Source organism: Caulobacter segnis (genome assembly GCF_031454995.1).
Lineage (GTDB): Bacteria > Pseudomonadota > Alphaproteobacteria > Caulobacterales > Caulobacteraceae > Caulobacter > Caulobacter segnis_E.
Genome location: NZ_JAVDRV010000003.1, coordinates 401,007 through 421,190, shown reverse-complemented (window position 1 = coordinate 421,190; position 20,184 = coordinate 401,007). Strand labels below are relative to the sequence as shown.

15 protein-coding genes and 1 pseudogene are annotated in these 20,184 nt (G+C 67.8%); 8 read left to right on the top strand and 8 right to left on the bottom strand.

The features are described 5' to 3' along the window. The first annotated feature begins 108 nt into the window (after window positions 1–108). The 6 genes and pseudogenes from J2728_RS14185 to J2728_RS14160 all read left to right on the top strand — a co-directional run bounded on the left by J2728_RS14185 (window position 109) and on the right by J2728_RS14160 (window position 7,314). The gene (locus J2728_RS14185; RefSeq protein ID WP_310000078.1) at window positions 109–1,335 is read left to right on the top strand and encodes a serine hydrolase domain-containing protein; all 1,227 of its coding nucleotides are present in this window, start codon (window positions 109–111) and stop codon (window positions 1,333–1,335) included. A gap of 533 nt (window positions 1,336–1,868) precedes the next feature. Further along, on the top strand, window positions 1,869–3,947 hold the full coding sequence (locus tag J2728_RS14180) for a 3-hydroxyacyl-CoA dehydrogenase NAD-binding domain-containing protein (RefSeq protein ID WP_310000075.1): 2,079 nt from the start codon (window positions 1,869–1,871) through the stop codon (window positions 3,945–3,947). Window positions 3,948–3,966: 19 nt separating this feature from the next. Next, window positions 3,967–4,056, top strand: a pseudogene (locus tag J2728_RS14175) (hypothetical protein); the annotation flags it as partial. A gap of 56 nt (window positions 4,057–4,112) precedes the next feature. Then, a complete protein-coding gene (locus J2728_RS14170) occupies window positions 4,113–5,660 on the top strand; it encodes a class I adenylate-forming enzyme family protein (protein WP_310000073.1) in 1,548 nt (515 codons plus the stop codon). Between the two features lie 119 nt (window positions 5,661–5,779). After that, on the top strand, window positions 5,780–6,763 hold the full coding sequence (locus J2728_RS14165; RefSeq protein WP_310000071.1) for a DegT/DnrJ/EryC1/StrS family aminotransferase: 984 nt from the start codon (window positions 5,780–5,782) through the stop codon (window positions 6,761–6,763). A gap of 56 nt (window positions 6,764–6,819) precedes the next feature. Beyond that, entirely contained in the window at window positions 6,820–7,314 is a 495-nt protein-coding gene (locus J2728_RS14160; protein WP_310000069.1) for a DUF2199 domain-containing protein, read from the top strand. Here the strand turns inward: J2728_RS14160 and corA are convergent. The 6 genes from corA to J2728_RS14130 all read right to left on the bottom strand — a co-directional run bounded on the left by corA (window position 7,311) and on the right by J2728_RS14130 (window position 13,021). Then, a complete protein-coding gene (corA, locus tag J2728_RS14155; protein ID WP_310000068.1) occupies window positions 7,311–8,279 on the bottom strand; it encodes a magnesium/cobalt transporter CorA in 969 nt (322 codons plus the stop codon). The two genes, J2728_RS14160 and corA, sit on opposite strands and share 4 nt — an antisense overlap. Window positions 8,280–8,289: 10 nt before the next feature. Beyond that, window positions 8,290–9,324 carry an adenosine deaminase gene (locus J2728_RS14150; RefSeq protein ID WP_310000065.1) on the bottom strand — a complete coding sequence of 345 codons (1,035 nt, stop codon included), beginning with the start codon at window positions 9,322–9,324 and terminating at the stop codon, window positions 8,290–8,292. Window positions 9,325–9,438: 114 nt separating this feature from the next. Then, window positions 9,439–9,870 carry a hypothetical protein gene (locus J2728_RS14145; RefSeq protein WP_310000063.1) on the bottom strand — a complete coding sequence of 144 codons (432 nt, stop codon included), beginning with the start codon at window positions 9,868–9,870 and terminating at the stop codon, window positions 9,439–9,441. A 186-nt stretch (window positions 9,871–10,056) separates the two neighbouring features. After that, on the bottom strand, window positions 10,057–10,950 hold the full coding sequence (locus tag J2728_RS14140) for a pirin family protein (protein WP_310000061.1): 894 nt from the start codon (window positions 10,948–10,950) through the stop codon (window positions 10,057–10,059). 229 nt (window positions 10,951–11,179) lie between these two features. After that, complete coding sequence (locus J2728_RS14135; RefSeq protein WP_310000059.1) at window positions 11,180–12,454, bottom strand: MFS transporter; 1,275 nt, start codon at window positions 12,452–12,454, stop codon at window positions 11,180–11,182. A gap of 69 nt (window positions 12,455–12,523) precedes the next feature. After that, a complete protein-coding gene (locus J2728_RS14130; RefSeq protein ID WP_013077955.1) occupies window positions 12,524–13,021 on the bottom strand; it encodes an Lrp/AsnC family transcriptional regulator in 498 nt (165 codons plus the stop codon). A 142-nt stretch (window positions 13,022–13,163) separates the two neighbouring features. Between J2728_RS14130 and J2728_RS14125 the strand changes: the two genes are divergently transcribed. After that, the gene (locus J2728_RS14125; RefSeq protein ID WP_310000057.1) at window positions 13,164–16,604 is read left to right on the top strand and encodes an indolepyruvate ferredoxin oxidoreductase family protein; all 3,441 of its coding nucleotides are present in this window, start codon (window positions 13,164–13,166) and stop codon (window positions 16,602–16,604) included. A 239-nt stretch (window positions 16,605–16,843) separates the two neighbouring features. On the opposite strand, the gene J2728_RS14120 is transcribed toward J2728_RS14125, so the two are convergent. Beyond that, window positions 16,844–18,016, bottom strand: coding sequence for a DUF418 domain-containing protein (locus J2728_RS14120; protein ID WP_310000054.1), 1,173 nt, complete (start codon window positions 18,014–18,016; stop codon window positions 16,844–16,846). Window positions 18,017–18,163: 147 nt separating this feature from the next. Between J2728_RS14120 and J2728_RS14115 the strand changes: the two genes are divergently transcribed. Beyond that, complete coding sequence (locus tag J2728_RS14115) at window positions 18,164–19,276, top strand: NAD(P)/FAD-dependent oxidoreductase (RefSeq protein ID WP_310000053.1); 1,113 nt, start codon at window positions 18,164–18,166, stop codon at window positions 19,274–19,276. On the opposite strand, the gene J2728_RS14110 is transcribed toward J2728_RS14115, so the two are convergent. Further along, complete coding sequence (locus J2728_RS14110; protein ID WP_310000052.1) at window positions 19,265–20,077, bottom strand: class I SAM-dependent methyltransferase; 813 nt, start codon at window positions 20,075–20,077, stop codon at window positions 19,265–19,267. The two genes, J2728_RS14115 and J2728_RS14110, sit on opposite strands and share 12 nt — an antisense overlap. Window positions 20,078–20,184 lie beyond the last annotated feature (107 nt).

The following is a 20,184-nucleotide window of genomic DNA, read 5'->3' as shown; positions in this document are numbered from 1 at the left end:
CGTCTTCAATTAGGATGCGCCCATCGGGGTAAAGTTTGGGTTGCGACGGAATGTCGCGCTCGCTTTTTCGGGCGACGCCAAAAAGACAAGGGACAAGGGGAGAAAATCTTGAGCACGCCGGAAGCCGTCGGAATGTCGTCCGAGCGCTTGAAGCGCATCGATCGCTTTATCCAGGCCAAGTACATAGACAGCGGAAAGCTTCCGTGCGCCCTGACCCAAGTCTGGCGGCGCGGCCAGCTAGCCTACACGTCGGTGCTGGGCCAGGCGGATGTCGAGCGGGGAAAGCCGCTGAAGGACGACAGTCTGTTTCGCATCTATTCGATGACCAAGCCGATCACCAGCGTCGCCTTCATGATGCTGGTCGAGGACGGCCTGGTGGCGCTGGACGATCCGGTGCACCGTTTCATCCCGGCCTGGCGGGACCTGGGCGTGTTCAACGGTGGCGTGCCGGGCGCCTTCCTGACCAAGCCGACCACCGAGCCGATGCGGATGATCGACCTGCTGCGGCACACCGCCGGCCTCACCTATGGCTTCCAGCAGCGCACCAATGTCGACGCCGCCTACCGCAAGCTGAAGCTGGACGGGGTGGACAGCGAGGGCGGCCTGCAGGCCTTCGTCGACACGCTGGGGACCGTGCCGCTGGAGTTCTCGCCAGGCGAGTCCTGGAACTATTCCGTCGCCACCGACGTGCTGGGCTATCTGGTCGAGGCGATCTCGGGGCAGCCGTTCGACGTCTTCCTGAAGACCCGCATCTTCGACCCGCTGAAGATGGTCGACACCGGCTTCTTCGTCCCCGAGGGGCAGCGCGCCCGCTTCACCGCCTGCTACGCCCTGACGCCCTCGGGCAAGGTCGTCTTGCAGGATGATCCGGAGAAGAGCCGCTATCTGACCGACCCGTCGCTGAAGTCCGGAGGCGGCGGCCTGGTCTCCACGGCCGACGACTACATGCGCTTCTGCCGCATGCTGCTGAACGGCGGCGAGCTGGACGGCGCGCGGCTGATCAGCCCCAAGACCATCAAGCTGATGACCATGAACCACTTGCCCGGCGGCCAGGAGCTGACGCAGCTCTCCAAGTCGCTGTTCAGCGAGGCGGTGTTCGAAGGGCTGGGTTTCGGTCTGGGCTTCGCCATGACCGTCGATCAGGCGCGGACCAAGAACCTGGGCTCGCTGGGCGAGTACTTCTGGGGCGGCATGGCCTCGACCGCCTTCTGGATCGACCCGGTCGAGGACCTGGCGGTGGTGTTCATGACCCAGCTGATGCCCTCCAGCGCCTATCCGATCCGCCGCGAGCTGCGGACGCTGGTCTATTCGAGCCTGACGGAAGCGGCGGGGTGAAATCAAATCCTCACCCCCCAGCGGGGGAGGTGGCCCGAAGGGCCGGAGGGGGAAGTCCTGCTAACCCTGCCCCTTCCCCCTCCGTCGTCTCTTCGAGCCGACACCTCCCCCGCTAGGGGGAGGATCTCCTGTCTCAAAAATCCGGCGCGGGAGGGGGCTCCCGCGCCGAGTAGGGCTTACCGAAGTCGAGCGCCCCGGGGACGCGCGCCGCGCTCGCGGATCACGAGTTTCGAAATATCGGGACGCGTGCAAGGCGCGTCCAAAGCCCGTGTTTCACCGCGAACGCCCTGAACAGCCCTGATCATTCTCGCCGAAATACAAACGCTAGAGGCCGGTCGCCGCCGCGCCGGCGGTCCCCGTGATCACGGCTGAAACTATTGTTCGAATTTGCAGTATGTCATCGTCGTCCGTCAATGTCTGGCGCCTCCGAATTGGGCGCCGTTACGGCGGTCTGGACATCTTCGCCGGAGCGTGCAGGGTTTCTCAAACGGTTGTTCAAGCCGATAAATCGATAGAGCAAGGGTGGAAGCCGCATGGCCGCGATCAACGCCGTCACTGATTTCTCCGTGGAAGGCGACGTCGGCGTCGTCACGCTGAACTCGCCGCCGGTCAACGCGCTGTCGGCCGTGGTCCGCGAGGGGCTGAAGGGCGCCTTCGACGCCGCCATCGCCGATCCGGCCGTCAAGGCGATCGTGCTGATCTGCGATGGCAAGACCTTCATCGCCGGCGCCGACATCACCGAGTTCGGCAAGGCCATGACCGGTCCCAGCCTGCAGGACGTGCAAGGCGTCATCGAGAATTCGCCCAAGCCGGTGGTCGCCGCGATCCACGGCACCGCGCTCGGCGGCGGTCTCGAGGTGGCGCTGGTCGCCCACTATCGCGTCGCCGTCCCCTCGGCCAAGGCGGGCCTGCCGGAAGTGAACATCGGCCTCTTGCCCGGCGCCGGCGGCACCCAGCGCCTGCCGCGCATCGTCGGCGTCGAGAAGGCGCTTGAGATGGTGACCAGCGGCCAGCATGTCCCGGCCAAGGCCGCCCACGCCATGGGCCTGTTCGACGAGCTGGTCGAGGAGGGGAACCTGCGCGCTGGCGCCATCGCCTTCGCCCGCAAGGTCGTGGCCGAGAACCGCCCGCTCAAGAAGGTCCGCGAGCTCAACGACAAGGTCGAGGCCGCGCGCGGCAAGCCCGAGATCTTCGAGAGCTTCCGAGCGGCCAACGCCAAGAAGTTCCGCGGCTTCATGGCGCCCGAGAACAACATCAAGTGCGTCGAGGCGGCGGTGAACCTGCCGTTCGACGAGGGGCTGAAGGAAGAGCGCCGGCTGTTCATGGAGCTGATGACCGGCAGCCAGTCTGCCGCCCAGCGCTACGTGTTCTTCGCCGAGCGCCAAGCCGCCAAGATCCCGGACGTGCCGGACGACACGCCCACGATCCCGGTCAAGAAGGTCGGCGTCATCGGCGCTGGCACCATGGGCGGCGGCATCGCCATGAACTTCCTGAACGCCGGCATCCCGGTGACGATCATCGAGGCCAAGTCGGAGAACCTGGAGCGCGGCGTCGGCGTCATCCGCAAGAACTACGAGAACACCGCCAAGAAGGGCCGCCTGACCCAGGACGACGTCGAAAAGCGCATGGGCCTGCTGACGCCCTCCATGGAGATGGAGGCGCTGGCCGACTGCGACATGATCATCGAGGCCGTGTTCGAGCTGATGGAGATCAAGAAGGAGGTCTTCACCAAGCTGGACAAGATCGCCAAGCCCGGCGCGATCCTGGCGACCAACACCTCGTACCTGGACGTCAACGAGATCGCGGCGGTGACCAGCCGTCCGGAAAGCGTGATCGGCACCCACTTCTTCTCGCCCGCCAATGTCATGCGCCTGCTGGAACTGGTGCGCGGCGACAAGACCAGCAAAGAGGTGATCGCCACCTGCATGAAGCTGTCCAAGGCCATCGGCAAGGTGCCGGTCCTAGTGGGCGTCTGCTACGGCTTCGTCGGCAACCGCATGCTGGCCCAGCGCCAGCGCGAGGCCCAGAAGCTGATCCTGGAAGGCGCCATGCCCTGGGACGTCGACCGGGTGCTGTACGACTTCGGCCTGCCGATGGGGCCGTTCGCGATGAGCGACCTGGCCGGCCTCGATATCGGCTGGGACGCGTCCAAGACCAGCTCCTCGACCGTGCGCGAGGTGCTGTGCGAGATGGACCGCCGCGGCCAGAAGAACGGCAAGGGCTTCTACGACTACGACGAGAACCGCAACGCCAGCCCGTCGCCGGTCGTCGAGCAGGTGATCCGCGACTTCGCCGAGAAGCGCCAGATCCAGCGCCGGACGATCACCGATCAGGAGATCCTGGAGCGCTGCCTCTATCCGATGGTCAACGAGGGCGCGAAGATCCTGGAAGAGGGCAAGGCCATCCGCGCCTCGGACATCGATATCGTCTGGATCAACGGCTACGGCTGGCCGGTCTATCGCGGCGGCCCGATGTTCTGGGGCGAGCTCGTCGGCCTCGACAAGATCCTGGCCAAGATGCGCGAGTTCCACGCCGAGCTGGGCGACGACTTCAAGCCGTCGGCCCTGCTGGAGCGCCTGGTCGCCGAGGGCAAGGGCTTCAAGGACGCTTGATCGCGGTCTTGGAGCTTCAAAATTAGCGTGTCATCCCGGCCGCAGCGAAGCGGAGAGCCGGGACCCAGGGGCGGCCTGCACGGCGCTCGCGCAACCCCTGGGTCCCGGATAGCCTCTGCGAGGCTTCCGGGATGACACGAGTTTCTGCGTTTTGAGGAAGAGTGCATGACCCTCGCCGCCATGATCGCCGCCGACTACGGGACCATCGGCGACATCCTGCGTGAGCGGGCGCGGGAGACCCCCGACCGCCTCGCCGTTGTCATGGAGACCGGCGAGGCCGTCACCTACGCCCAGTTCGACGCCCTGGCCGACCGCGTCGCCGCCGCGCTCCAGCGTGATGGGATCGCGCCCGGTGAGGCCGTCGCCGTCTGCGCCCTGTCCTCGATCCCCTACGCCGCCCTGTTCCTCGGCGCCCTGCGGGCCGGGGTCGCGGTCGCGCCGATCGCGCCGTCGTCGACGCCCGAGGCCATCGCCGGCATGGTCGCCGATTGTGGGGCCAGGCTATTCTTCCTCGACGCCGGCGTCGCCGAAGCCCAGAAGCCCGCGCCGGTCCCCGTCCGCCAGATCGCGCTGGACGGCTCTACAGTTGGCGAGGCCTTCGACGCCTGGCTCGCCCCCGAGGGCGCGACGCCCGAGCCGGTCGAGATCGGGCCTAAGCATCCCTTCAACATCATCTATTCCAGCGGCACGACCGGCACGCCCAAGGGCATCGTCCAGTCGCACGGCATGCGCTGGAAGCACATCTTCGTCGGCGACACGATCGGCTATGCCCACGCGCCGGTCAGCCTGCTGTCGACGCCGCTCTATTCCAACACCACGCTGGTCTGCTTCTTCCCGACCCTGGCGGGCGGCGGGACCGTGGTGCTGATGAAGAAGTTCGACGTCGTCCGTTATCTGGAGCTGGCCCAGAAGCATCGCGTCACCCACACCATGCTGGTGCCGGTCCAGTACCGCCGCCTGATGGAGCACCCGGACTTCGACGCCTACGACCTGTCCTCGACGCGGATGAAGTTCTGCACCAGCGCGCCGTTCTCGGCCGAACTCAAAGAGCAGGTGCTGCGCCGCTGGCGCGGTGGTCTCGTGGAGTATTTCGGCATGACCGAGGGCGGCGGGACCTGCATCCTGATGGCCCACGAGCATCCGGACAAGCTGCACACGGTCGGTCGCCCGGCGCCCGGCCACGACATCCGCCTGATCGACGAGGACGGCGTCCAGGTCGGCCCCGGCGTGGTCGGCGAGATCGTCGGCCGCTCGGCCTCGATGATGAACGGCTATCACGGCCGGGACGACAAGACGGCCGAGGCGACCTGGACCTCGCCCGAGGGCCTGACCTTCATCCGCACCGGCGACGTCGGCCGCTTCGACGAGGACGGCTTCCTGACCCTGATGGATCGCAAGAAGGACATGATCATCAGCGGCGGCTTCAACATCTATCCGTCCGACCTGGAGGCGGTGCTGGCCACGCATCCGGCGGTGGTCGAGGCGGCGGTGGTCGGCGTGCCCTCCGACGCCTGGGGCGAGACGCCGGTGGCCTTCGTGGCGGCGCGCGGGCAGGCCGATCCGGAAGCCATCCGCGCCTTCGTCAACGACAAGGTCGGCAAGACCCAGAGGCTGGCGGAGGTTCGTTTCGTCGACGCCCTGCCGCGCAGCCATATCGGCAAGGTCCTGAAGCGCGAACTGCGCGAAACCTGGCAAAAATCGCCTAGTCGCTAGACAATTTTGCCGCGACGGCGCGCCGCATTAGGGGCGGCGGAATCGCTGGATACGTTTGCTTAACCATAAGGCGCGGCCCCATGGGGTCGCCTGGTTCTTAGCGGATCCAAGTTCACGCCATGATGCCCAAGCCGTTCTCCGCCTCGACCCTGTCCGCGCCCGTTCTCGAGCCCGCCTCGATCGGTCTCGAGCCGGTGGATTTCGACGCGGTCGCCAGGGCGTTGGGCGCGCGCGGCTACGCCTCCGATCTGGAGCAGCGCCTGGCCGGCCGCTTCGCGCGCCCCGTTCGCGCCCGGGCTTTCACCGACCGGACGACCACCGTGGCCGCGACGCTGAAGGCCCTGGGCGTGCGGCCCGGCGGCGTCTGCGTCGTCTCGGCCCTGGCCGACCTCGAAACCCTGGCGGGGATCGCCGCGCTGGGCCTGAAGCCCTGGCTGGTCGACGTTGATCCGTTCAGCGCCATGTTCGACCCGCGTCACCTGCGCGAGCGCCTCCCCCACGCGCCAGGCCCGCTGGAGGCCATCATCCCCGCCGCCGCCCACGGCCGCGCGCCGGACATGCGCGCCTGGGCCGCCTTCCGCGACGAGACCGGTTTGCCGGTTCTGGTCGACGCCTTCGGCGCCTTCGACGTGATGATCGAGGCCCCCGTGCCGGTGCTGATCGGCCTGCCCAGCGGTGAAGGGGTGTTCGTGGCCTGCGAGGACGCCAGCCCCGTCAACGCCATCGAGGCCCGGCCGTTCGTCGGCGACGACGGCGTGGTCGCCTGGTCCCGCCTGCGCCACCGCCTCTGCGCCACCGCTCAGCAGCTGCGGGTGCTGCTGCTGGACAGCGGCGTCAGCTTCCAGCCGGGCTGGGGCATGAGCTGGATCTCGCCGACCTGCGCCCTGACCCTGCCCAGCGACGACGCCGGGACCGTGGCCTGGAAGCTGCGACAGGCCGGCGTGGCCGCCAGCTGCGCCGTGCGCGACCTGACCGTGAAGGCCGACGACACGCCGATCGCGGACCATATCGCCGCCTCGACCGTGGTCATCCAACTGGACCCCGGCCTCGACATCGAGGGTCTCGACCGGCTGTGCGACGCCCTCCGCGAAGCGCTGGGCTAGAGCCGGACCGCGACTTGCCCTAATCCTCGGCGCGTCTTTCACGCCCGAAGGTTCCGATGGCCAAAGCGTTCGATTGCCCGACCTGCGGCCGCCGCCACGAAGCGCTGTCGCGGGACCATGGCTTCACCCTGCCCGACGAGGTCTGGGCCCTCCCCGAAGAGGAGCGAGAGAGCCAGGCGCGGTTCAGCGACGACCTCTGCCAGTGGGGCGACCGCTTCTTCATCCTTTGCATCCTGCCGGTGCCGCTGATCGGCGAGGACGACTATTTCGGCTGGGGCGTCTGGGCCGAGGTCGAGCCCGAGGTGTTCGAGCGCTATCTCGACCTCTACGAGGAAGACGGCCGGGACGAGCCGCCGCACCCCTGCAAGCTGGCCAACAGGCTGGAGCCCTATCCGGGCACATCGCTGGGCACCCGGATGCTGGTCCAGTTCCAGGCCCCCGACGAGCGCCCGACCCTGATCCTGCCCGAGGGCGACAAGAGCCGGCTGGCCCAAGAGCAGCGCGACGGGATCGACGCCGCGCGGCATCACGAGTTGCTGGGGCTGGCCTAGAGCCAGCCCGTCCGCTTGAACCGCCGGTACAGCAGGCCGCAGATCACGGCGATGCCGGCGAGCACGGCGGGATAGCCATAGGCCCATTTCAGCTCGGGCATGTGCTCGAAGTTCATGCCGTAGACGCCGGCCACCGCCGTCGGCACGGCCAGGATGGCGGCCCAGGCGGCCAACTGGCGGGTGATCGCGCCCTGGCGCTGCTGCTCCAGCAGGCTGCTGATTTCGAAGACGGAGGTCAGCACTTCCCTCAAGCCGTCGACCAGAATCTCGGTGCGCTGGATGTGGTCGCGCACGTCGCGGAAATAGGGCCGGACCTCGGTGTCGATGCACGGCAGGTCGTGGTGCTCCAGCGCGCTGACCACCTGGGTCATGGGGCCGAGCAGCTTCTTGAACTTCATCAGCGCCCGGCGAAGGTTGAAGATCCGGGCGATCTCGGCGCGGCTGAGGAAGGCGTCCAGGGCCCGTCGCTCGAAGGCGTGCAGGTCGTCCTCGATGGTGTCGACGATCGGCATGTAGCCATCGACGATGAAGTCCAGCACCGCGTGCAACACATAGTCGACGCCGTGCGCCAGCAGGACCGGGGCCGCCTCCAACTGGGCGCGCAGCTCGGTGTGGGCGCGGGCCGAGCCGTGGCGGACGGTGATCAGGAAGCGCGGGCCGACGAAGAAGTCCGTCTCGCCATAGACGATGTTGTCGTTTTCCAGATGCGCCGTCTTGGCGACGACGAACAGCTGCTCGCCATAGACGTCGACCTTGGGCGTCTGGCGGGCGGTCAGGGCGTCCTCGACCGCCAGCGGGTGCAGGCTGAAGGCCTGCCGCAGCACGCGCAGCTCGCCTTCGTCCGGCTCGACGAGCCCGATCCAGACGAACTCGCCATCGCGCGGCGTGAGGCTATCAGGATCGTCCAGGCTCAGCGCGCGGACGAGCTTGCCTTGGACGTAGGCGCTGGCGGCGACGACGGTCATCGGCGGGCGCTCAATGGGCCGCCGCGTAGGCCTCGACCTTCGCCACCCGCTCGGCCTTCTCGGCGTCCGAGAGGAACGAGCCGGCGAAGCTGTTCTTGGCCAGGGTCACCACCTCGTCGCGGGTCAGGCCGACGGCGTCGGCGGTGGCCAGGTAGTTCTCCAGCAGATAGCCGCCGAAATAGGCCGGATCGTCGGAATTGACCGTGGCCTTCAGGCCCAGGCTCAGCATCTTCTTCAGCGGGTGAACGTCGAGGCTGGGGACGCCGCACAGCTTCAGGTTCGAGAGCGGGCAGACGGTCAGGGTGGTCCCGTCCTTGACCAGGCGCGCGGTCAGGGCCTCGTCCTCGAGGGCGCGGTTGCCGTGATCGATGCGGTCGACCTTCACGAGATCGATGGCTTCCCAGACGTATTCGGGCGGTCCTTCCTCGCCGGCGTGGGCCACGACCTTGAGGCCCAGGTCCCGGGCGGCCTGCATCACGCGGGCGAACTTGGCCGGCGGATGGCCGACCTCGGAGCTGTCGAGGCCGACGCCGGCCAGGGACGACAGCCAGGGCTTGGCCTGCTCCAGGGTCTCGAAGGCGCTCTCCTCGGAGAGGTGCCTCAGGAAGCACAGGATCAGCTTGGAGGTGACGCCCAGCGTCTTTTCCGCCCCGTCCATGCCGGCCAGCAGGCCCTTGATCACCGTCTCGAAGGCGATGCCGCGATCGGTGTGGGTCTGCGGGTCGAAGAAGATCTCGGCGTGCGTCCCGCCGTCGGCCGCCAGCCGCTGGAAATACGCTAGGGCCAGGTCCTTGAAGTCGGCTTCCGTGATCAGCACGCCCGCGCCCTGGTAATAGATGTCCAGGAAGTCCTGCAGGTTCGAGAACTGATAGGCCGCCCGGATCTCCTCGACCGACTTGTAGGGCAGGGTGATCCCGTTGCGCTGGGCCAGGGCGAACATCAGCTCGGGCTCGAGGCTGCCCTCGATGTGCATGTGCAGCTCGGCCTTGGGCAGGCCCCTAATAAATTGAGGGGAGGCGAAGTTGGCGAAGGCTGTGTCGGTCATGGGGGAGTTATGGGCTTCTCTCCCAACCGCTTTCAACCGTCTCCTGCGTCCTTGGGCCGAGAAGGTGTCGCCCCGGCTTGATCCGGGGCGACGGACGAGGGTCTCGCGCGGACTTTAGCCGGGGGCGAGGAAGGGCGCCGTGATGTCGCTGAACGGGCCGGGCCATTGGCCGAACTTGATCGCGCCGCTGTAGACGTCGACGGGCGAGGCCGGGAAGCTCATGGTCATGTTGAACGGCAACATGCCCTCGGCGCTGGCCAGCAGGGTCAGCGGGAAGCCGATGATCGGCGCCTGGTCGTAGACGAACACCAGACCCGTGAACGGAGAGATCACCGGCGCGGCCGGGTTGGGGAAGTCCAGGGTCCCGGTCACCGGGATCACGTCGCACTTGGCGCTGGTGGCCGAGGCCGCCTCGCCCTTGGCGATGGAGTCAAAGCCGTCTGGAACGACGATCGTCAGGTCGTATTCGAAGCCGACCTGTTCGTCGGGGCCGGCCATGACGGCGGGCTGGTACACGGTGAGCTTCAACGCGAGGGAATTGGGCATCGGAGCATCCTCGGTCCGTCCCGGCGGGGATCGCCGGGAAACACCTAAGGGTGGCGCTCTCGCGAAATTCTCGCAAAAGAAGAATCGGTGAAACCGCCGCGCGGCGCGGATAAGCCGTCCGCGTGGGCTCCGATCGTCCTGTCTCGCCCAGGAAGACGACAATCGCGCACCCGCGCCGCGCCTCGCCTACATCGGCTGGGGCGGCGGCGGAGGCCCCTCGGGCAGCGGGATGAACTCGTCGTGGTCGAGGTCGGGCAGCTTCATGCGGCCGGCCTTCCAGTCGGCCTTGGCCTGCTCGATGCGGTCCTTGGACGAGGAGACGAAGTTCCACTCGATGAAGCGCGGACCGATCGGCTCGCCGCCCATCAGCATGACGGTCGAGCGCTCGAGGGCCTTGAAGACCACCGTGTCGCCCGGCGCGAAGACGGCCATCTGGGCGGTGGTCAGCTCGCGGCCGTCGACCTCGACCCGGCCCTCGGCGACATAGGCCGCCCGTTCGGAATATTCGGCGGGCAGGGCGGCGACCGTCCCCGGCTCCAGCTCCCAGTGGACGTAGAACAGCGGCGAATAGACCGGCACGTTCGACTTGGCGCCGAACGCCTCGCCAGCGATCAGCCGCGCCTTCAGCCCGCCTTCTTCATAGTAGGGCAGGTCGGCCGGTCCTTCGTGGTGGGTGAAGCTGGGGTCGATCTCTTCGTACTCGTGGGGCAGGGCGATCCAGGCCTGCATGCCGTCCATGTGGCCGCCATGCTCGCGCAGGCCCTCGAAGCGTTCGGAGTGGGTGATCCCCGAGCCGGCGGTCATCCAGTTGACCTCGCCCGGCTTGATCACCGCCAGCGAGCCGACGCTGTCGCGGTGGGTGATCTCGCCCTGGAACAGGTAGCTGAGCGTCGACAGGCCGATATGGGGGTGCGGACGCACGTCGGCGTCCTTGGGAAAGCCGGGCTGGAAGGTCGCCGGACCCATGTGGTCGAGGAAGGTGAACGGCCCGACCATCCGGTGGGCGTGGAACGGCAGCACCCGGCCGACCTCGAAATTCCCGAGGTTCTTGCGGCGGGCTTCGATGACGAGGTCGATCATGGGAACTCCAGCGGTGGATCGGCCGGAGCTTAGCGGGGCGGGGGAAAGGCGTCTTGCGCAAATAGGTCGTTTGAAACCGCCTTCCTGGGCCTTGTGCCCAGGACCCATGGCGCCGCCGCTCAAACGCCAGTCGCGCGCTTGTCCACCTGTCCGCGGCTCTTCCGTGAGCTCAAAGCCTGGCTGGTCCATGGGTCCTGGGCACAAGACCCAGGAAGGCGGGGGTTAAGCGCTAGAGCGCGTCCGCCCGCTTCAGAGGCCACAGCGCCAGGAGGCTGATCGCGCCGGCGCCGGCCAGGTAGACCCCCACCAGCTTCAGCCCGCCGTGGGTGGCCAGGGCCTGGGCGATGGCCGGGGTCATGCCGCCGCCGATCACGCCGCCGACATTGAAGGCGATCGAGGCGCCGGTATAGCGCACCCGGGCCGGGAACAGGCTGGGCAGCCAGGCGCCCAGCGGGCCGTAGACCAGGCCCATGACCACCAGGGCCAGCGAAAGAAAGACGCCGATCAGCCAGAGCGAGCCCGAGCCCATCATCGGCGCCAGGGCCGCGCCCGCGACGATGGTCAGCAGGGAGCCGGCCATCAGCACGCGTCGGGGGCTCGACTTGTCCGCCCAGTACCCAGCCCAGACGATGCCGGCGGCCATGAACAGGATGGCGACCAGCAGCACGCTCAGGAACAGCTGTCGGCCATAGCCCAGGGTAGTGACCCCGTAGCCCAGCGAGAAGGCGGTGGTCAGGTAGAAGAGCGCGAAGCAGGCCACGACCGCGAAGGTGCCGCCGATGGTCTCGCGCGCGTGGGTCTTCATCAGCTCGGCGACCGGCACGTGGGGTGGCGGGGCTTCGTGCGCCGCGGCCTGGAAGGCCGGGGTCTCGGTCAGTTTCAGGCGGATCCACAGGCCCACCCCGACCAGCAGGAGGCTGCCCAGGAACGGCACCCGCCAGCCCCAGGCCTGGAACTGCTCGGGTGTCAGCAGCGCGCCGAGGATCAGAAAGAGGCCGTTGGCGGCGATGAAGCCGACGGGCGCGCCCAGCTGCGGGAACATGCCAAAGCGCGCGCGGAAGCCGGGCGGGGCGTTCTCGACCGCCAGCAGGGCCGCCCCGCCCCACTCGCCACCCAGGCCAAAGCCTTGGCCAAAGCGCAGCAGGCACAGCAGGAACGGCGCGATCCAGCCGGCCTGGTGATAGGTCGGCAGGAAGGCGACCAAGAGGGTCGAGCCGCCCATGATCAGCAGCGAGGCGACCAGGGTCGACTTTCTGCCGATGCGATCGCCGAAGTGGCCGAACACGATCGAGCCCAGCGGCCGGGCGATGAAGGCCACGCTCAGGCTGGCGTAGGAGGCCAGCAGCTGCATGGCCGGCGAGCTGGCGGGAAAGAATAGTGGCCCGAACACCAGCGAGGCGGCCGTGGCGTAGATATAGAAGTCGTAGAACTCGACCGCCGTGCCGATCAGGCTGGCGGCCAGCACGCGTCGCGTCGACGCGCCGCCAGCGCTCGATTGGGCCATGTGGCCTCTCCCCAAATTGTCGGAAGATCGACGCGCGACGGCTCCCGGCCGCCACGCGTCGTCGTCGGATTAGCCCAGCGGGCTCACATACGGGCTGATCAGGCCCAGCGGCACGGCGGTCGAGTTCTTGACGCCGCGGATGACGATGCGGCTCTCGATGTTGCTCACCAGGCCCAGCGACAAGAGCTTGTCGCGCAGGAATTCGTCGAAGGCGCGCATGTCGCGGGTGACGATGCGCATCTCGTAGTCGGCCGCGCCGGTCACGGTGGCGCACTGGACGACCTCGGCCCACTTGGCGACGGCCTGTTCGAACGTGTCCAGATTATCCTTGGTCGGAAGGGACAGCTTGACGGTGCAATAGACCTCGAAGCCCAGGCCCAGCTTCTCGCGGTCCAGGATGGTCACGCGACGCTGGATGACGCCGGCGTCCTCCAGGCGCTTGATCCGGCGCCAGCACGGGCTGGACGACAGGCCGACCCGTTCGGCGATCTCCGCGACGGACAGTCCGGCGTCGTGTTGGATGAGATCCAGGATCTTGGCATCCACGGCGTCGAGTTGTTCGGACAAGAAATTCCTCCCCCCAGCGGGCGTTGGCGCTCACTTCTTGCGCAAAACGGCCACGAGTCGGGCACGCCTTGGGCAAACAATTTCCGCGCTTCTATAAGATATTGCGTTACGGGCGGGAAGACCCGGGAGGAAAATTTTTGCCATGCGGCACTCGGAAGTCACGCTCGACGACAAATATGTGCTCGAAGATGGTCGAGCTTTCATCACTGGCGTGCAGGCGTTGCTGCGGGTCCTGCTGGATCGCAAGCGTCTCGATCGCAAGCTAGGATTGAATACGGCGGGCTTTTTGTCCGGCTATCGCGGATCCCCGCTCGGCGGTCTCGACCAGCAGGCCGCGCGCATCAACAAATTGCTGACCGCCCACGACGTCGTCTTCAAGGAAGGCGTCAACGAGGACCTGGCCGCCACCGCCGTGTGGGGCAGCCAGCAGGCGAATCTGTTCCCGGGCGCCCTCTACGACGGCGTCTTTGGCATGTGGTACGGCAAGGCGCCCGGCGTCGACCGCACCGGCGATGTCTTCAAGCACGCCAACTTCGCCGGCGTCTTCCCGACCGGCGGCGTGCTGGCGGTGGCCGGCGACGACCACAACTGCAAGAGCTCGACCCTGCCGTCGCAGTCCGAGTTCGCCTTCCAGGACTTCGAGATGCCGGTGCTGGCGCCGGCCGACGTGCAGGAGGTGCTGGACTACGGCATTCTCGGCCTGTCGCTCTCGCGCTTCTCGGGCCTGTGGACGGGCATGATCGCCCTGGCCGACACGATGGACAGCGGCGTCACCATCGACGTCTCGCTGGACCGCCACAAGCTGGTCACCCCCGACTTCCCCTTCCCGCCCGGCGGCCTCGGCATCCGGCTGAAGGACCAGCCGATGGAGAAGGAGCGGCGGATGCGGCTCCACAAGATCCCCGCGGCCCTGGCCTTCGCCCGCGCCAACGGGATCGACCGCGTGGTGCTGGGCGCCTCGCATGTTCGCGTCGGCAAGGCGCGGCTGGGCATTGTCTGCCAGGGCCAGGCCTACAAGGACGTGCTGGAGGCCTTCACGGCCATGGGCATGACCCTGCAGGAGGCCGCCGACCTGGGCGTCTCGATCTACAAGGTCGGCATGCCCTGGCCGCTGGAGCCGCTGGGCCTGCGCGCCTTCGCCGCCGGCCTCGAGACCCTGATGGTCATCGAGCACAAGCGGGCCCTGATCGAGCCCCAGGCCCGCGCCGCCCTCTATGATCTCCCCGCACAGGCGCGCCCGCGCGTGATCGGCAAGACCGACGAGAAGGGCGGGCCGCTGTTGTCGGAGCTGGGCTCGCTGTCGGTCGCGGAAATCGCCCTCGCCATCTACGACCGCCTGCCCGACGGTCCGCACATGGAGCGGGCCCGCGCCTATCTGAACCGGGTCAGCGCCGCCGGCGTCGCCGCCGTCAGCCTGGCCGCCGACCAGGCCCGCAAGCCGTTCTTCTGCTCGGGCTGCCCGCACAACACCTCGACCAAGCTGCCCGAGGGCAGCCGGGCTCTCGCCGGCATCGGCTGCCACTACATGGCCAGCTTCAACGACCCGTCGACGGACCTGAACACCCACATGGGCGGCGAGGGCCTGACCTGGGTCGGCGCCTCGCCGTTCACCAGCGAAAAGCACGTCTTCCAGAACCTGGGCGACGGCACCTACAACCACTCGGGTTCGCTGGCGATCCGGGGCGCGATCGCGGCCGGGACCAACATCACCTACAAGCTGCTCTATAACGACGCCGTCGCCATGACCGGCGGCCAGCGCGCCGAGAGCGGCTTCACTCCGGCCCAGATCACCCGCCAGCTGGCGTCCGAGGGCGTCAAGAAGACCGTCATCGTCGTCGATGACCTGAAGCGCTACGAGGGCGTCGAGGGCCTGGCGCCCGGCGTCGAGATCTTCCCCCGCTCGGAGCTGATCCGCGTGCAGGAGATGCTGCGCGACACGCCCGGGACCACGGTGCTGCTCTACGACCAGACCTGCGCCACCGAAAAGCGCCGCCGCCGCAAGCGCGGCTCGATGCCCAAGGCGACCCAGCGCGTCTTCATCAACCCGCTGGTCTGCGAAGGCTGCGGTGACTGTTCGGTCAAGTCCAACTGCGTCTCGGTCGAGCCCCTGGCCACCGAGTTTGGCCGCAAGCGCAAGATCAACCAGTCCAGCTGCAATCAGGACTACAGCTGTGTCGAGGGCTTCTGCCCGTCCTTCATCACCCTGGAAGGCGCGGAGAACGCCCAGTCCAAGAAGACCCCGGCGGCCCTGACCGCCGAGTCGACGCCGCTGCCCGAGTTCGAGCCGCTGATCGGTGTGCGCAAGATCCTGTTCACGGGCGTCGGCGGCACGGGCGTGACGACCGTGGCCTCGATCCTGGCCATGGCCGCCCATATCGACGGCCGCGCCGGCAGCGTGGTGGACATGACGGGCCTGGCGCAAAAGGGCGGCTCGGTGTTCAGCCACGTCAAGATCGGCGAGACGGAAGAGACCGTGGTCGGCGGCCGCGTGCCGGCGGCCAGCACCGACGTGCTGATCGCCTGCGACCTGCTTGTGGCCGCTTCGCCGGAAGGCCTGTCGCTGTACGCCAAGGACCGCACGCGGGCCTTCGGCAACAGCGACTTCGCCCCCACCGCCGACTTCGTCACCAGCCGCGACATCCGCTTCGACAGCGGCTCCATGGCCCGGCGGGTCAAGGGCGCGACCCAGACCTTCGACGCCTGTCCGGCCCAGCACCTGGCCGAGAGCCAGTTCGGCGACGCGATCTACGCCAACATGATCATGGTCGGCTTCGCCTGGCAGCGCGGCGTGATCCCGGTCTCCAGCCGCGCCCTCTATCGGGCCATCAAGCTGAACGGCGTCGACGCCGACGCCAACCTGCAGGCCTTCGAGCTGGGCCGCCGCGTCGCCCATGACCCGTCTTCGATCGAGGTGAAAGAAGACAAGGTCGCCACGCCCGAGACCATGCCGCTGGACGACCTGATCGCCCACCGGATCCGCGAGCTGACGGCCTACCAGAACGCCGCCTACGCCCAGCGCTACGCCGATAAGGTCGCCAAGGTCCGTAGCGCCGAGGTCGCCGTCTCGGGCGCGGACTCGGCCCTGCCGCTGACCCGCGCGGCGGCGACGAACCTCTACAAGCTGATGGCCTACAAGGACGAGTACGAGGTCGCTCGTCTGTATACGGATGGTCGGTTCGCGGCCGAGCTGGCCGGGACCTTCAAGGGCGGCAAGGCCAAGGTCTGGCTGGCCCCGCCGCTGCTGGCCCCCAAGGGCCCCGACGGCAAGCCGAAGAAGATCGCCTTCGGCGGCTGGATGCTGGATCTGGCCTTCCCGGTGATGGCCAGGATGAAGGGCCTGCGCGGCGGGGCGCTCGACATCTTCGGCAAGACCGAGGAGCGCCGGATGGAGCGCGGCCTGATCGCGTCCTACGAGGTGGCTCTGGATCGCCTGGTCGCCGGCCTCCGCGTGGAGAGCCTGCCGCTGGCCGTGAAGATCGCCGAGATCCCGCAGCAAATCCGCGGCTATGGCCACGTCAAGGACGCCTCGGTCAAGACGGTCAAGACGGCGGAGGAGAAGCTGTGGGGGCAGTGGGAGGCGTAGGGGAGGGGTGGTCTCCGACCTTGGTCGGACGTCGCGCGAAACCCCTCTCTCTAAGAGAGAGGGAGGGGCCCAAGCGAAGCTTGGGAGGGTGAGTGGTTACGCCTTTGGCCGGCGTGCCGGCACATAGTCCCCGTCGCGCCGGGATCGTCCACGGGCTTCGCCTACCCTCTCACCCTCCCACCGCTTCGCGGCGGGCCCCTCCCTCTCTCCATGAGAGAGGGATTTTGAATGTCCGCTTCTCACCGAACGAACGGCACCTTCGTCGTCAGGTAGGTCCCCGCGCGCCAGACCCACTCCAGCGGTCCGTAGTGGAAGCGCTTGAACCACAGGGTCGCCACGATCCCTTGGATCACCAGGAAGCCCACGCCCAGCCATAGCGCCGTCGACTGCGGCAGCCACTTCCAGGCGCCCAGGCCAAAGCCGTAGAAGATCGGGACCCAGATCAGCGACTGCAGGACGTAGAAGGTCAGGGTCATGCGGCCCATCGGCGCCAGGCGGTCCAGCGCCTTGCGCATCGGGCCCGTGTAGAGCTCGACGATCAGCAGCACGTAGACACCCATCAGCGAGACGTCGAACCAGCCGCCCAGCAGCGTGCCGATCAGCTTGCGGGCCATCGGCGCGGTCGCGGCGTCCGGCGCCAGGCTCTGCAGAGGTCCGGCGCCCAGGTGACAGGCGATGGCGATGGCGGCCAGCGCCGTCAGGGCGGCGCGGCGCTCGGCCTTGAAGCGGTTCGGATCGTCGAAGAAGCCGGCGCGGCCCAGGCGCAGGCCGACCAGGAACAGCGCCAGGATCTGGAACAGCCGCCCGGTCTCGAGGAAGAACCACCACTTGAAGCTCTGCCCCTGCCAGACGTTCCAGACCAGCATCTGGCCCAACGGCGCGGTGCGGTAGAAGAGGGGGCCCGTGTCGCCATAGTGATGCGGCCGCTGGTTGGCCCAGGGCTCGCCGCCGATGGCGCTGGCCAGTTGGAACAGGATGCCCGGCTGAGCCAGCAGCACGGCGGCCACGGCCAGGATCATCTGGTTGCTGGCGCGGTGGTAGGGGATCAGGACGAGGCCCAGCGGCGCCAGCACCATCAGGATGTCGCCGCGATAGACCAGGCTGTGGACCAGACCGATCAGGGCCAGCACCGCCATCCGCCAGGCGAAGCGGTTCGAGAAGTCCGCCCCGCGCCGGTCGGCCTTGTCCATCAGCATGAAAAAGCTGAGACCAAAGCAGAGGGTCAGCAAGCTGAACGCCTTGCCCATGAAGAAGGTGGTGAAGATCGTGTGCGTCAGATTCCGATGCGGCTCAGCCCAGTAGATCTCGTACTGCTCGAACATGTGGACCATGTAGACGCCGATCAGGGCGAAGGCGCGCAAGGTGTCGATCAGCAGGTTGCGCGCCGGCGCGACCGTCATGGCGTTGGTCATGGTTTCCCCACCCGGTTCTTTGAGACGTCCCCGGAGCGTCTTGGCGCTCCTTGCGAAAGCGTGACCTTGTCCAATCCGACGGCGCTGTCAATCGGTCGCGACGGCTCGCCGGCTGGCGCGGGGGCGATGTCGAGCTAAGGTGGGGACATGACCGAATACGATTTCGACGCCGTGGTGGTGGGGGCCGGAGCCGTGGGCCTGGCCTGTGGGCATGCGTTGGCCCGGCGCGGCTTGGTCGTGGCCGTGCTGGAGGCGGAAGGCCATATCGGCCAGGGCGTGTCGTCGCGCAATTCCGAGGTGATCCACGGCGGGCTCTACTATCCAACCGGCTCGCTGAAGGCGCGGCTGTGCGTCCAGGGGCGGCGGCTGCTGTATGCGTTTCTCGACACGCACGGGGTCGCCTACAAGCGCTGCGGCAAGCTGGTGGTGGCCACTAGCGAGGACGAAATCCCGCGCCTCGACGCCATCTGGGACCAGGCCCTGGCCAACGACGTCGAGGGCATGGAGCGCATGACCGGCGAGGCGGCGCGGGCGCTGGAGCCGGGCCTCAACGCCCACGCGGCGCTGCTGTCGCCCGAGAGCGGCGTCTTCGCCAGCCACGACTACATGCTGGCCCTGCAGGGCGAGATCGAGGCGGCCGGCGGGGCGGTGGTGCTGTCGACGCCGTTCGAGGCTGCCGAGCCCTTCGCTGGCGGCGGCTTCAAGGTGCGGGCGGGCGGCGCCGATCCGACCAGCCTGACCTGCCGGCTGCTGGTCACCGCGCCGGGCCTCTCGGCGCAAGACGTCGCGGGGCGGATCGAGGGCTATCCGGCGGACCGCGTCCCCAAGGCGCACTACGGCAAGGGCGTCTACTTCCGCCTGACCGGCAAGGCGCCGTTCTCGCGGCTGATCTATCCGCCGCCGATCCATGGCGCGCTGGGCACCCACTACCGCAACGACCTGGGCGGCCAGGCGGTGTTCGGGCCGGATCTGGAGTACGTGCCCGCGCCCGACTATTCGGTCGATCCAGCGCGCGCCGAGGCCTTCGCCGCCTATATCCGAAAGTTCTGGCCGGGCCTGCCCGACGGCGCCCTGACGCCCGACTACGCCGGCGTGCGCCCCAAGCTGCACGGCCCGGACGAGCCCCAGCCCGACTTCCAGCTGCGTGGCGCCGAGGATCATGGCCTGGAAGGGCTGATGGCGTTGTTCGGCATCGAAAGCCCCGGCCTGACCAGCTCGCTGGCGATCGGGGAAGAGGTCGCCGCGCGTCTAGCCGGCTGACGCCTTTTCCGCCTTGGGGCGCATGAACAGCCAGGGCGTGGGTTGGCCCCGCCACTCCCACATCGAGATCAGCAGTTCGAGGTGGCTGGCCTCGCGAAGCTCCCGGGGAAGCGTCCCCCGCGGCGTGTCCTGATCGATACGCTCGATGTCGTGGGTGGACTGGAAGCGCTCGATCAGCCGATCGGTGACGCCGGGGCGGGCGCCTGGGTGGGTCTCGACGATCAGCGAAAAGCCCCGCAGCGCCGGGTGGCGGTCGGGGTGGAGCAACTCGTCCTCGAACCCCTCCGCGTCCATGAAGACCAGGGTCTTTAAACCCTCGAACGCCGCGAAATCCTCGCCCGTGAACTCGCCGCCGATCTCGACCCGGTCCTCGACCGCGTTGGCCTTGGCCAGCAGCCCACACCGTCGCCGAGCAATCTCGTCGATATCGTGGGCATGGATGCGCGCCTTGGGGAAGATCCGCGCGAAGCCGACGGCGTAGTAGCCCTCGGCGCAGCCAATATCGATCACGTGGTCTGGCGGATCCTGGCGCAGCGTTTCGATCGCGGGCGCCAGTTCAGCCTCGTAGGTGCCCAGGAGCCGCGGCAGATAAGCGCCCTCGGCGGCGTTGACGCAGTAGTCCATCCCTTCGAACGGTCCGGCACGGACGCGCGTGCTGACCTGCGTCAGGCGTCGGGACCAATGTTCCGTGCGCCATTTCGTGGCGGCCACCAGGATCCGCCCCATGCGCGCGCCAACGGACAGGCTCTCGTCGTGAAGCAGCCTTCCGACATGCTGGGCGTAGTCTTCGTCTCGGCTCAAGATCGTTCTCGCGATCAGAGAGGTGGGAAGCTTCGCGGCGTCTGAACTGTTGGCTCTCCAGCCAAACACAATCCCCCGCCTTTTTCGTGAAGGGGTCAAGTCGCGCC